General features: G+C 70.0%; 8 protein-coding genes and 3 tRNA genes. 6 read left to right on the top strand and 5 right to left on the bottom strand.

Features of this window, described 5'->3' with window-relative positions:
* Nucleotides 1-291: 291 nt before the first annotated feature.
* From OG519_RS14365 to OG519_RS14350, 4 genes are all read right to left on the bottom strand, one after another.
* Nucleotides 292-366: transfer RNA gene (locus OG519_RS14365), tRNA-Asp, on the bottom strand.
* A gap of 65 nt (nt 367-431) precedes the next feature.
* Nucleotides 432-4,442, bottom strand: a complete 4,011-nt coding sequence (hrpA, locus tag OG519_RS14360) for an ATP-dependent RNA helicase HrpA (protein WP_405583243.1) — start codon at nt 4,440-4,442, stop codon at nt 432-434.
* 157 nt (nt 4,443-4,599) lie between these two features.
* A tRNA-Phe gene (locus OG519_RS14355) sits at nt 4,600-4,673 on the bottom strand.
* Between the two features lie 4 nt (nt 4,674-4,677).
* Nucleotides 4,678-4,752, bottom strand: a tRNA-Asp gene (locus OG519_RS14350).
* Nucleotides 4,753-5,051: 299 nt separating this feature from the next.
* Here OG519_RS14350 and OG519_RS14345 point away from each other — a divergent pair.
* The 5 genes from OG519_RS14345 to OG519_RS14325 all read left to right on the top strand — a co-directional run bounded on the left by OG519_RS14345 (nt 5,052) and on the right by OG519_RS14325 (nt 11,028).
* A complete protein-coding gene (locus tag OG519_RS14345) occupies nt 5,052-5,891 on the top strand; it encodes a PhzF family phenazine biosynthesis protein (protein ID WP_405583241.1) in 840 nt (279 codons plus the stop codon).
* Between the two features lie 238 nt (nt 5,892-6,129).
* Complete coding sequence (locus OG519_RS14340) at nt 6,130-7,275, top strand: Rieske 2Fe-2S domain-containing protein (protein WP_405583239.1); 1,146 nt, start codon at nt 6,130-6,132, stop codon at nt 7,273-7,275.
* Nucleotides 7,276-7,495: 220 nt separating this feature from the next.
* A complete protein-coding gene (locus OG519_RS14335; protein ID WP_405583237.1) occupies nt 7,496-8,497 on the top strand; it encodes an Ig-like domain-containing protein in 1,002 nt (333 codons plus the stop codon).
* Nucleotides 8,498-8,701: 204 nt separating this feature from the next.
* Nucleotides 8,702-10,621, top strand: coding sequence for an Ig-like domain repeat protein (locus OG519_RS14330; RefSeq protein ID WP_405583235.1), 1,920 nt, complete (start codon nt 8,702-8,704; stop codon nt 10,619-10,621).
* A gap of 176 nt (nt 10,622-10,797) precedes the next feature.
* On the top strand, nt 10,798-11,028 hold the full coding sequence (locus OG519_RS14325) for a hypothetical protein (RefSeq protein ID WP_405583233.1): 231 nt from the start codon (nt 10,798-10,800) through the stop codon (nt 11,026-11,028).
* A 119-nt stretch (nt 11,029-11,147) separates the two neighbouring features.
* Here OG519_RS14325 and OG519_RS14320 read toward each other — a convergent pair whose 3' ends face one another.
* Nucleotides 11,148-11,714 carry a CGNR zinc finger domain-containing protein gene (locus OG519_RS14320; RefSeq protein ID WP_405583231.1) on the bottom strand — a complete coding sequence of 189 codons (567 nt, stop codon included), beginning with the start codon at nt 11,712-11,714 and terminating at the stop codon, nt 11,148-11,150.
* Between the two features lie 218 nt (nt 11,715-11,932).
* Here OG519_RS14320 and OG519_RS14315 point away from each other — a divergent pair, with 218 nt between their 5' ends.
* A complete protein-coding gene (locus OG519_RS14315) occupies nt 11,933-12,646 on the top strand; it encodes a type 1 glutamine amidotransferase domain-containing protein (RefSeq protein ID WP_405583229.1) in 714 nt (237 codons plus the stop codon).
* The last annotated feature ends 96 nt before the right edge of the window (nt 12,647-12,742 follow it).

Below are 12,742 nucleotides of genomic sequence, written 5' to 3'. Positions count from 1 at the left end.
CGTGCGGTCCTGACGGGATTTTCGTGTCTATTCGCGGCTGGCGCCGCGGGCGCGGCCTTGGTGGGGGCTGTGCATGGCGCAGCCCACTCGCGGGTGGTCGCCGCTCAGGGCATGGAGAAGGCCCGCTGCCGGGGGTGGGCTGCGGGTTGGGGGGAGGCGGGGGTGCGGTCCTGACGGGATTTTCGTGTCTATTCGCGGCTGGCGCCGCGGGCGCGGCCTTGGTGGAGGCCGGACATGCCGAAGGCCCGCTGCCGGGGGTGGGGCGGGCCTTGGTGGAAAAGAAAAACCGTGCGGTCCTGACGGGATTTGAACCCGCGGCCTCCACCTTGACAGGGTGGCGAGCACTCCAAACTGCTCCACAGGACCTTGCTTCGAGAGAGACTGTACAGCAGGTCAGGGGGTGGGGTCGAACTGGATGAAGAGGAGGCGCCTCAGGGGCGGGTGAGGGCCCACGCCTCGTCCAGCGCCTTGAAGAGCCGCTTGTCGGAGACGGGGAACGCCGTGCCCAGGGCGTGAGCGAAATAGCTGACCCGGAGTTCCTCGATCATCCAGCGGATGTCCCGGACCGCGGCCGGGAGGGGCCGGCCCGGCGGCTGCGCCGCCAGAAGATCGGCGTACTCCGCCTGGATCTCCCGCACCTTCTCCATGCGCGTGGTGTCCCGCGCCGCACCCCCCGGCATCTGCTGAAGGCGCCGGTCGATCGCCACGAGGTACCGCATCAGGTCCGGCAGCCGCTTCAGGCCCGTCCCCGTCACGAAACCGGGGTGCACGAGCGCCGCCAACTGCTCCTTGACGTCCTGGAGGTTGGGCACCAGCACCAGGCTCGTGGTGTCCTTCAGGCGCCGTTCGCAGGAGTGCCAGGCCGCCAGCACCTGCTGCACCCGCTCGACACCGCGCACCGTCAGCTCGACCAGCTCCGCCCGCACCGCCTCGTACAGCTTGCGGTACGACTCCTCGTCCCACGCGGGCCCGCCGTGCGCGGCGATCAGCCGGTCCGCCGCGGCGGTCGCGCAGTCCTCGAAGAGCGGCTGGACACCGCCGTGCGGATTCCGCGAGAGCGCCAGCTTCTGCTGGTTGGAGAGCCGGTCCGCGACGAACTTCGCCGGATTCACCGGCACATTGAGCAGAATCAGCCGCCGGGTGCCCCGCCACATCGCCTCGGCCTGCTCCGCCTCGGTGTCGAAGAGCCGCACCGCCACCGAGGCGCCCTCGTCCACCAGCGCCGGATACGCCTTGACCGGCTGCCCGGACCGCCGCGTCTCGAAGGTGCGCGGGAGGGCGCCGACCGTCCAGTCCTTGAGCCCGGTGCGCTGCTCGATGGTGGCGAGCGCGGGGTCCGAGACCCGTTCGAACGCCTTGGTGATCGCTTCCCGGGTCTTCGGCTTGAGCCGCAGCCGCAGCGCGTCCAGATCCTTGTCCTCGGCGATCTTGCGGCGCCGCTCGTCGACCACCCGGAAGGTGATCTTCAGATGCTCAGGAACCCGCCCGAGGTCGAAGTCCTCGGCGGCGACCGGCACACCGACCATCCGCTGCAACTCCCGTGCCAGCACCCACGGCAGCGGATCGGGTCCCGCCACCGCCCGGTCCAGGAACTTCTTCGCGTAGTTCGGCGCGGGCACGTAATGCCGGCGGATGGGCTTGGGCAGCGACCGGATCAGCTCGGTGACGACCTCCTCGCGCAGTCCGGGGATCTGCCAGTCGAAGCCGTCCGCGGTGACCTGGTTGAGCACCTGGAGCGGGATGTGGACGGTCACACCGTCCGCGTCCGCGCCCGGCTCGAACTGGTAGGTCACCCTGAACTTGAGCGCGCCCTGCCGCCAGGAGTCCGGGTAGTCGGCCTTGGTGACCGCCTCCGCGTTCTCGTTGATCAGCATGGACTGCTCGAAGTTGAGCAACTCCGGCTCGGTGCGCCGCCGGTCCTTCCACCACGTGTCGAAGTGGGCACCGGAGACCACGTTCTCCGGCAGCCGGGAGTCGTAGAAGTCGAAGAGCGTCTCGTCATCCACCAGGATGTCGCGGCGCCGGGCGCGGTGCTCCAACTCCTCGACCTCGCCGAGCAGTTTGCGGTTGTCGTGGAAGAACTGGTGGTGGGTGCGCCAGTCGCCCTCGACCAGGGCGTTGCGGATGAAGAGCTCGCGGGAGATCTCGGCGTCGATCCGGCCGTAGTTCACCTTGCGCTGGGCGATGAGCGGCACGCCGTAGAGCGTCACCTTCTCGTACGCCATCACGGCCGCCTGGTCCTTCTCCCAGTGCGGCTCGCTGTAGGTGCGCTTGACCAGGTGCTGGGCGAGCGGCTCGACCCACTCGGGTTCGATCCTGGCGTTGACCCGCGCCCACAGCCGGGAGGTCTCCACCAGCTCGGCCGACATGATCCAGCGCGGCGGCTTCTTGAAGAGCGCCGAGCCGGGGAAGATCGCGAACTTGGCGCTTCGGGCGCCCAGATACTCGTTCTTGTCGGTGTCCTTGAGCCCCAGATGGGACAGCAGCCCGGCCAGCAGCGAGCCGTGCACCCGCTGCGGGTCCACGGCCTGATCGGTCCGCTCGGCGTCCTTCACCGTGATGCCGAGCTGTTTGGCGACGGTCCGCAACTGGCTGTAGATGTCCTGCCATTCGCGGATCCGCAGATAGTTGAGGTACTCGCTCCTGCACATCCGGCGGAAGGCCGAGGACGACAGGTCCCGCTGCCGGTCCCGCACGTAGCCCCACAGATTGAGGAAGGCGAGGAAGTCGCTGGTCTCGTCGCGGAAGCGGGCGTGCTGCTGGTCGGCCTGCGCCTGCTTGTCGGCGGGGCGTTCGCGCGGGTCCTGGATGGACAGCGCGGCGGCGATCACCATCACCTCGCGGACACAGCCGTTGCGGTCGGCCTCGAGCACCATCCGGGCCAGCCGCGGGTCGACCGGCAACTGGGAGAGCTTGCGGCCGGTTTCGGTCAGCCGCTTGCGCGGGTCCTTCTGGAGCGGGTCGAGCGCGCCCAGCTCCTCCAGCAGTTGGATGCCGTCCTTGATGTTGCGGTTGTCCGGCGGGTCGATGAAGGGGAACTTGGCGATGTCGCCGAGGCCGGCCGCGGTCATCTGGAGGATCACCGACGCCAGGTTGGTGCGCAGGATCTCCGGGTCGGTGAACTCGGGCCGGGCGAGGAAGTCGTCCTCGTCGTAGAGCCGGATGCAGATGCCGTCGGAGGTACGGCCGCAGCGGCCCTTGCGCTGGTTGGCGCTGGCCTGGCTGATCCGCTCGATGGGCAGCCGCTGCACCTTGGTGCGGTGGCTGTAGCGGGAGATCCTGGCGGTGCCGGGGTCGATGACGTAGCGGATGCCGGGGACGGTCAGCGAGGTCTCGGCGACGTTGGTGGCCAGCACCACCCGGCGGTTGCCGTGCTGCTGGAAGACCCGGTGCTGCTCGGCCGAGGACAGGCGCGCGTAGAGCGGCAGGATCTCGGTGCTCGACCGTACGGCGCCGCCGCCGCGGGTGAGGTGCTTGTCGAGGGCGTCGGCGGTGTCGCGGATCTCCCGCTCGCCGGAGAGGAAGACCAGGATGTCGCCGGGGCCCGCCGCCTGGAGCTCGTCCACCGCGTCGCAGATGGCGCTGATCTGGTCCCGGTCGCTGTCGGCGGGGGTGTCGGCGCTGCCAGCGCCCCCACTGCCCTCGGTGACCTCTTCGAGCAGCGGCCGGTAGCGCACCTCGACCGGATACGTACGGCCGCTGACCTCGACGATCGGGGCGTCGCCGAAGTGCCGGGAGAAGCGCTGCGGGTCGATGGTCGCCGAGGTGATGACGACCTTCAGGTCCGGGCGCCGGGGCAGCAACTGGGCGAGGTAGCCGAGGATGAAGTCGATGTTGAGGCTGCGCTCATGGGCCTCGTCGATGATGATCGTGTCATAGGCGCGCAGCTCGCGGTCGGTCTGGATCTCGGCGAGCATGATGCCGTCGGTCATCAGCTTGACCAGGGTGGAGTCGCCGACCTGGTCGGTGAAGCGGACCTTCCAGCCGACCGCGCCGCCCAGCGGGGTGCGCAGCTCCTCCGCCACCCGCTCGGCGACGGTCCTGGCGGCGATCCGGCGCGGCTGGGTGTGGCCGATCAGACCGCGCACACCCCGGCCCAGCTCCAGGCAGATCTTCGGGATCTGGGTGGTCTTGCCGGAGCCGGTCTCGCCGGCGACGATCACCACCTGGTGGTCGCGGATCGCGGCCAGGATCTCGTCCTTCTTCTGGCTGACCGGGAGCTGCTCGGGGTAGCTGATCTCGGGCACGGCGGCGCGACGGGCGGCCAGCCGCACCTCGGCCCGGTCGATGTCCGCCGCGATCTCGGTGAGCACCGCCGCGTGGGCCTCGGGCTTGCGGATCCGGCGGGCGCCGTCGAGTCGGCGGCCGAGGCGCTGTTCGTCGCGCAGGGTCAGCGCGGAAAGGCGTCGGGCCAGCTCAGCGGAGGAGGGTTGGTTAGACATACGCGGTCCAGCATCGCACCCGGCGGCGCGCGGCGGCGAACCCATTTCCGAAGGCTTTGACCGGCGGGCCCTCTTTCGGGCCTTCCCATGGCCCGAGCGGCCCAACGAGCAAGACGACGTAGGGCCCGCCAAAGACGGCGGGCCCTACGTCGTGCGGTGGCTGGGGCCGGGGTCGAACCGGCGACCTACCGCTTTTCAGGCGGTCGCTCGTACCAACTGAGCTACCCAGCCGCAGCGGTCCTGACGGGATTTGAACCCGCGGCCTCCACCTTGACAGGGTGGCGAGCACTCCAAACTGCTCCACAGGACCTTGCTTGGCGCGATCCCAATTCTTGCACAGGATCCCACCTGCTCCGTACCGGTTTTCGCTGCCCCTGAGTGACCGGATGATCACGGTCAGGCAGCCCGACGTCGCTTGATCAGCGTAGCAGACCCCCGGCTTTGGCCTGGGTGTGGTCGGTGTGGGGGAGGTCTTGGGGGAGGTTGGGGGAGGTTGGGGGAGGAGGACGGTGAGGGCTTGGAAGCGTCTGTACTGGGCTTTTCGGGGAGGCGACGTTTCCCGTCGTATCGCCGAACCACGGCGAGGGGGGACAGCGCTAGCTTGGCGGCATGGACGTTCAGCGCTACGTGGCCTTCACCGTCGACCCCTCCGGCGGGAATCCCGCCGGGGTCGTACTGGACGCGGCGGGCGCCGCTGACGCCGAGTTGGCCGCCGTGGCCGCCGAAGTGGGTTACTCCGAGACCGCGTTCGTCGTGGCCAGGGCCGATGGGGAACTGGACGTCCGGTACTTCAGCCCGCTCGCCGAGGTGCCCTTCTGCGGACACGCCACCATCGCCACCGCGGTCGCGTACGCCCGGCGTTACGGCGTGGGGAAGTTGGCGATGCACACCCGGGCCGGTCTGGTGCGGGTCGGCACCGCGCTGGGGGAGGACGGGAACATCACCGCGGAGCTGGTGAGCGTAGCCCCGAGGACCGCGCCGCTCGACGCGTCCGACCTCGCCCGACTCCTCGCCGCGCTGCGGTGGTCGGCGGCCGACCTCGACCCCGCGCTGCCGCCCCGGGTCGCCTACGCGGGGGCCTGGCATCCCGTGATCGCCGTCACCAGCCGGGCCAGGCTGGCCGAACTCGACTACGACATGGCCGCGTTGGGCGAGCTGATGCGGGAGCGCGACTGGACGACCGTCGATCTGGTGCAGCGGGAGTCGGCCACCGTCTTCCACGCCCGCAACCCCTTCCCGCCCGGCGGCGTGGTGGAGGACCCCGCGACCGGAGCGGCGGCCGCGGCCTTCGGCGGATACCTGCGGGAGCTGGATCTCGTCACGCTTCCGGCGACGCTCACCGTCCACCAGGGCGACGACATGGGCCGGCCGAGTCTGATCACGGTCACCGTTCCGGCGGATCCAGGCAGCGGGATCGCGGTCCGCGGCACCGCCGTACCGCTCGACTGAGGCCCATCCGCCGGGCGTCCCTCCACGCCGGCCGCTCGCCCGGCCGGGCGCCTCCGCCCGTCCGCGTGATCCCCGTTTTCTCCGCCGGTTTGTCCCGCGCCGATGTCAGCACAGTGGAGTATTCCGGCACGAGGGCCTTTCGAATCCCACTGATCCGTTCGCGCGAGGGTTAATATGACCGGACGTATGGCGTGCCCCGTGTTCCGTATCCGGTGACCCGCGTGCAAGGGAGAAGCGCATGACCGAGCCACAGTCGGCCTCATCGTCACCGGCATCGCCCGTATCCCCGGTCCGGGCGGACCATTCCGGGGGAGTGCCCGATCTTCGGCGCACCGGAATCCATCCGGACTTCTGGTATCCGGTCGCGGTATCCGGCAGCGTGCGGAAGAAAAGCACGTTCGCGGCGAATTTCGCCGGTGAGCGGATCGCGTTGTACCGCGGCGAGAGCGGCGCGGTGCACGCGCTCGAAGACCGCTGCGCCCACCGACAGGTGCCGCTGAGTATGGGCGTTGTGGAGGGCGAGACGCTCCGCTGCTGCTACCACGCCTGGGCTTACCGCGGAAACGGCCGTATCTCGCAGATCCCATATCTGCCCAAGGGCGTCGACCGGCCGCCACGCGGTGTGCACGCCTATCCGGTCCGCGAGGCATACGGGCTGGTGTTCGTTTTCCCCGGCGACCCGGCGAAAGCGGCGACGACCCCGCTGCCCGATCTGCCGGAGTTCGCCTCTCCCCGGCACAAGACGATGACGTTCTCGCGCACGGTGCACTGTCATTACTCCTTCATGCACGAGAATCTGCTCGACATGAACCACCAGTTCCTGCACCGCGGCATCCTCGGCAAAATCCAGCCGAAGCTGCTCGGTTACGAGACCGGTCCGCAATTCGTCGAGGCCCGCTATCTCTTCACCCACGTCGGCGGGAAGAAGGACCGCGGCGCCGGAATGCTCGCCGCCGAGGGAATCGGCGGCAGCAAGTCACCGGACGTCATCACCATCCGTACCCAATACCCGTATCAGACGCTGCGATTGGTCGCCGAGGGCGCCGAGCACCCGGCCTTCTCCCTCTGGGTGGCGTACGTGCCGGAGGACGCCGAGCAGCGCACCAACCACGCCTACGGCCTGCTGATGATCGAGAAGCCCCCGATCCCGGGTGCCCTGCATATCGCCTGGCCGTTCATCCGGCGCTTCACCGAGCGGGTCTTCGCCGAGGACCGGACGGCGGTCGAGGCCGAGCAGCGGGCGTGGGACGAGCAGCGGCAGGACCGCAACCAGGAGATCTTCCCGGTCATCCGCGACGTCCGCGACGTCCTGCGCGCCAATGGCACCCCGATCCTCCCCGCCGCGGCCCTGGCCGATAGCGGCTTTTCGCGCCCTTGTCCGTAGTATCGGGAGCAGGCGAGGCGGACCCTCCGCGCGGATCGCGCAAGGTCACCGCCGGCCGTCCGCGATCGCACCGTACGGACGGTCCGGGCGGGTGCGGCCGGCCCGCCACCATGAGGACGTTTGGCCTCCGCTTTACGGAGAACGTGCAACCGCCGGGGTCGGGGTAGGCGTTGTACGTACGTAGGGCGTCAGCGGAACGGGATACGAGCGGAGCACACGCATGAGTCGGGTCAGGACCAGCATAGGCATCGCACTGTTGGCCGGTGCGGTGCTAGCCGGCACCAGTGCGTGCGGTGGGGACAAGAAGGCGAACTCGGCGTCCGCCGACGACGGGAAGGTGTCGGCGTCGGCCGGCGCCCCGGCGAAGCCGTCGGCCACCCCCAAGCCGACCCCGAAGCCGAAGCCCAAGCCGGCGATGCTGCTCGACACGATCACGCCGGCCACCGGGACCACGGTGGGCGTGGCGATGCCGGTGTCGGTGGTGTTCAGCAACCCGGTGGCCCAGTCGGCCCGGGCGGGCATCGAGCAGCACATGAAGATCAGCACGTCCGTGCCGGTGACCGGCGCGTGGCACTGGTTCAGCAGCACCCGGGTGGACTTCAGGCCCCAGACGTTCTGGAAGGCCGGCACGAAGGTCACCGTCGACGCGAACATGATCAATGTGCCGAACGGCAACGGCCGGTTCGGCGTCCACGACTACCACCACACGTTCTCGATCGGCGACGACAACGAGACCCTGGTGAACGCCAAGACGCACACCATGAAGGTCACGCACAACGGCGCGGTGATCAAGACGCTGCCGATCGACGCGGGCAGCCCCACCTGGCCGTCGTGGGACGGCACGATGGCCGTCATCGACAAGTCGGCCAAGGTCCGGATGACCTCGTGCAGCGTCGGCATCAGCTGTGACAAGGGCAGCCCCGACTACTACGACCTGACCCTGCCGTGGGATGTGCACCTGACCAATTCGGGCACGTACATCCACTACTCCACCGGTGACCCGTACCCGGGGCACAGCGTCGGCTCGCACGGTTGTGTGCACCTGTCGATGGCGGACGCCAAGTGGTACTACAACTTCGTCAAGCAGGGTGACCCGGTCACGATCACCGGCACCCCGCGCGGCAAGGCCCCCGGCGACAACGGCTACGCGGACTACAACCTGTCCTGGACGCAGTGGCTGAAGGACAGCGGCGCGGGGCAGATCACGACGGCCAGCGCGTGACGCTCGGCGCGTGAGGTTCTTGTGATGGTGTGATGACCGCACCACGACCGGCCCGGGGTACCTCCCCCGGGCCGGTTCGCGTTCCCGGCCGACGCTTTGCCGTAGCCGTAGCCGGGCCCTGCCCGTCACGGTCGAGGCCGATGTCGGACCCCGCCGGTAGCGTCTCTCCTGTTCGAGATCAGTTCGATCCGCGGGGGGATTTTGATGCGCTTCTCCAGAACCTCGGCCCTGACGGCTCTTGCCGTCCTGGCCGGGATCGCCCAGGGAGTCGGCAGTGCCGGGACAGCGTGGGCCGATGCCCCGCACCAACTCGATCTGCCCGGTTACTCGCATCTGGTGGTGGACGCCTCGCACGGCCACGTCTTCGTCAGCGGAGGTCCGGACAGCACCGATATCGCCGTCGCCGATCTCGACGGCGCCCAGGTGGGGACCGTCGATGACGAGAGCGGCGCCACCTCCATGGCGCTGTCGCCCGACGGCGGGACCCTCTATGTGGCGCTGCCCGGCAGCGACGCCGTGTCGGCGGTGGACACCGCCACCCTCACCGAGACCGCGCGCTACTCCACCGGGAGCGGTCCGCAGGACGACCCGCACTATCTGGCGTACGCGGGCGGTCTGCTCTGGTTCGGCTATGGATCCCAGGGGCAGGGCGGCATCGGCTCGATCGACGTCGAGGGACCGCGGCCGACCGTCTCGCTGGACGGCGGGCTCTGGTACGCGGCGCCGCTGCTGGCGAGCGATCCGGCGGTGCCCGGCACCCTGGTCGCGGGCGAGGTCGACACCTCCAGAGCCACGCTGAAGGTCTACGACGTCTCCTCGGGCGTCCCGGTGACCACCGCGTCCCAGGCCGACGGCGGCCCCGGCCTCGAAGACCTGGCGATCACCCCGGACGGCAAGGATGTCGTGGTGGCTGCCCACGCGCCCTACCACCAGGTGTTCAAGCTGACCGACCTGTCGCCGGACGGACAGCTCGCCACCGCGTACAGCGCCTCATCGGTGGCCGTGGCGCCCGACGGCACCATCGCCGCGGGGGTCTCGTACGCCACGCCGGACCTCTTCGTCTTCCGGCCGGGCACCACCACGCCGCTGCACAGCTTCGACGTCTCGTCCGATGACGGCTACCTCACCCTGCCCGACGCCGGACTGGCGTGGGATCCGGACGGCAGCCGGCTCTTCGGCGTCACCGACGACGCCTACAACGGCGTGGTCGAGCTGCACGTGGTCCCCGAGCCGCTCAAGGCGGCCAGCCGGCTCACCGTGCACGGCCCGGAGTACGGCTTCGGTTACCCGTATCTGCCGCTCACCCTCACCGGGCAGCTCACCTCCGACGATCCGTACGCCGCCGGGCAGGTGCTGCACGTCACCCGTACCGACCCGGCCGGCCCGGACGGCGTCCCGCTCGCGGACGTCGCCGTGGCGGCCGACGGCAGCTTCGAGGTCACCGACACGCCCACGGTGAGCGGTGATCACACCTACACGGTGACGTACGCGGGCGACTCCGGCCACGCCGAGGACACCGAGCGCGTCCTCATCCCGGTCGGCAAGGCGCCGGCCCAAGTGCCGCTCGACGGCCCCGCCGACGCGCCCCGCGGCTCCGTGGTGACGATCACCGGCTCGCTCACCTCCTCCCCCGACGCCCCCTTCGCCCCCGGCCAGAGCGTCAAGATCAGCCGGGTGGACGCCTCGGGGACGACCAGCCTGCCGGATGTCCGGGCGGCCGCCGACGGCACGTTCTCCTTCGCCGACACCCCGCAGATCGGCGGGATCAACAACTACAAGGCCGCGTACGCCGGGGATGTCAGCCATGTGGCCGCCGTCTCCAACCACGAGGTCGACGTCTCCCGCTCGGCGACGACCGTCACCGTGACCACCAACGCCACCCACTACCCCAACGGCGCCACCGCGAAGATCACCGCGCACCTCGGCACCACCTACAACGGCCGCACCCTGTCGGTCTACGCGCAGCCGGACGGCGGCATGAAGACGCTGCTGAAGACGGCCACGGTCGACGCGCACGGCAATCTGGCCGTCGGCTACCGGGTCACCGGGCGTACGGAGATATCCGCCGAGTTCACCGGCGACTACCGGTACGGACCCGCGACCGCCGCGACCACCATCTGGTAGTCGTGCATCTGGTTAGCGGCCGGCAGTCGGCTCTCGGGACGGCACCGCCGCGGGGCCGCGGATCTCCGCGGCCCCGCACCTCGGGTACGTCGGTGTCATGCCGCCGGTCGGTGCAGGTGGCGTAGCTTTCCCCGCCTGCCCGGCCGGTGCGCGGCCGCTCACCTACCATCCGCCCTATGAGGATCGGGGGACTTCTTGCGTCGCACATCGTCCATCACAGCCACCGAAGCCGCATCCACCACGGGGTGACGTCCCGCTCCGGCCGGGGCTATGGATCGAGTTCGGGGCTGGGGAGTCTCTGGCTGGGTCTGGGGATCACCGCGGTCGTGCTGGTGGTCATGATCACGCTGATCGTGGTGGTGAAGCGACGGATCTCCCGCGGGCTCCGTTCCTTCCTCCGCGACTGAGCCCGGCCGCCGCCCCGCGCGCTCGCCGCCACCCCGGGCGCCCGCCACCGGCCCGTACCGGCCGCCGAGCCCGCGCTCGCCGCCCTGCCGCGCCCCGGGCCCCGCGCGCCCGCCGCCGGTCAGCTCTCCTTGAGCCGGCTCCGGTAGGCCCGCATCGACATCCGCGAGCCGCACACCGACCCGCAGTAGAGACCGGAGGAGTTGCGGGTCTTGTCGAAGAACCCGCTGTAGCAGGTGGGGTTCTTGCACGTCTTCAGCCGGGACCAGGCCCCCCGGGCGGCGATATCGGCCACCGCCGCGAAGAGCGAGCCGAACGCGCCCGGCACCCCGGACTGGGATGGCACGAGAGTGCAGCCGTCGGCGTCGATCCGGGGGGTCAGCGGATAACGCTCGGCGGTACGCCACAGATACGCCTCGGCCTCGGCCGCCGGCCCGTCCTCGCAGCCGACATGAGATCGCAGCATCGTCACGAACGCGTCCCGCAGCTCACGCGCCGCCACCGCGTCCGCGTTGGTGGCCACCACGGCCGGGTCGGCGAGGCGGGCCGTGGTCAGCCACTCGGTCAGCCCGGCCTGGTCGCCCAGCAAATCGGGGTGCTTGTCCGTGAGCGGCCGAGTGTTGACGAAGCTCAGGATCAGGTCCGAGCTCTCGCACACACCGGGTGCGCACTGTTCCTCGTCCGCCATCCGTCCCCTCACCTCCCTCACGCCTCCGGTGCCTCTCGTGCCTTTCGTGCCCCTCGACGTATGCGTCGCAGGTGCCCGTGCGGCGATGCTACCTCACGGATCACGGTGAGGGATGTTGGCAGCAAAGTGAATACGGTCATCACATTGCCGCACCCTCAAGGCCAAAAGTTGTGATCTACGGTGCTACGCTCGCTGCATATTCATCTACAGGAGGAACCATGACCTCGGTACTCATCGTGTTGACCGGCGCCACCCGCTGGAGCCTGAAGGACGGCAGCCAGCACCCCACCGGCTTCTGGGGCGAGGAGTTCGTCGTGCCGCACCGGATCCTGGCCGGCGCCGGGACCGACCTCACCATCGCGACCCCCGGCGGGCGGGCGGCCGTCGTGGACGAGAACAGCCTCAACCCCGAGGCGAACGGCGGTGACACCGCCAAGGTGGCGGACCTGCGCGGCTACCTCGCCGAGGTGAAGGACCTGCTCGACTCCCCGGCCCGCCTGGAGGACATCGACCCCGCCGACTTCGACGCGGTCCTCATCCCCGGCGGCCATGGACCGATGCAGGACCTGGCGGTGAACGAGGATGTCGCCCGGATCCTCGCCGCGATGCTGCCCGACGCCGGCAAGGTGGTCGCGTCCCTCTGCCACGGCCCCGCGAGCTTCATGTCGGCCGGGAACCCCGACGGGAGCTGGCTCTTCAAGGGCCGCCGGCTCACCGCCTTCACCGATGAGGAGGAGCGGCAGGTGGGCCTGGACGCCAACGCGGTCTGGCTGCTCGAAGAGCGCCTGCGCCACTCGGGCGCCCAGTTCGAGTCCGGCCCCGCCTGGGCTCCCTATGTCGTGGTCGACGGCAACCTCGTCACCGGCCAGAACCCCGCTTCGGGCGAAGCCGCCGCCGAAGCTCTGCTGAAGGCGCTCGCCGCCCGCGTCTGAGGCGGCGACGCGAAGCCTCGGACGGAGGTGTGACCGGGGCAAACTGGCGCAAGGGACGTAACGGCAGCGCGCCGGCCCGAGGGCGGCGCGGAACGC

Origin of the sequence: Streptomyces sp. NBC_01190, from assembly GCF_045039895.1 — a bacterium.
GTDB lineage: Bacteria > Actinomycetota > Actinomycetes > Streptomycetales > Streptomycetaceae > Actinacidiphila.
Note: the sequence above shows the minus strand (reverse complement) of the source record. Positions and strands in the feature narration are given on the sequence as shown.

Bases quoted from the DNA above. Each gene is read 5' to 3' on its own strand.
- OG519_RS14325 (WP_405583233.1), top strand. From the start codon at position 10,798: ATGAGGATCGGGGGACTTCTTGCGTCGCACATCGTCCATCACAGCCAC.
- hrpA (WP_405583243.1), bottom strand. From the start codon at position 4,442: ATGTCTAACCAACCCTCCTCCGCTGAGCTGGCCCGACGCCTTTCCGCG.
- OG519_RS14320 (WP_405583231.1), bottom strand. From the start codon at position 11,714: ATGGCGGACGAGGAACAGTGCGCACCCGGTGTGTGCGAGAGCTCGGAC.
- OG519_RS14340 (WP_405583239.1), top strand. From the start codon at position 6,130: ATGACCGAGCCACAGTCGGCCTCATCGTCACCGGCATCGCCCGTATCC.
- OG519_RS14330 (WP_405583235.1), top strand. From the start codon at position 8,702: ATGCGCTTCTCCAGAACCTCGGCCCTGACGGCTCTTGCCGTCCTGGCC.
- OG519_RS14345 (WP_405583241.1), top strand. From the start codon at position 5,052: ATGGACGTTCAGCGCTACGTGGCCTTCACCGTCGACCCCTCCGGCGGG.
- OG519_RS14335 (WP_405583237.1), top strand. From the start codon at position 7,496: ATGAGTCGGGTCAGGACCAGCATAGGCATCGCACTGTTGGCCGGTGCG.
- OG519_RS14315 (WP_405583229.1), top strand. From the start codon at position 11,933: ATGACCTCGGTACTCATCGTGTTGACCGGCGCCACCCGCTGGAGCCTG.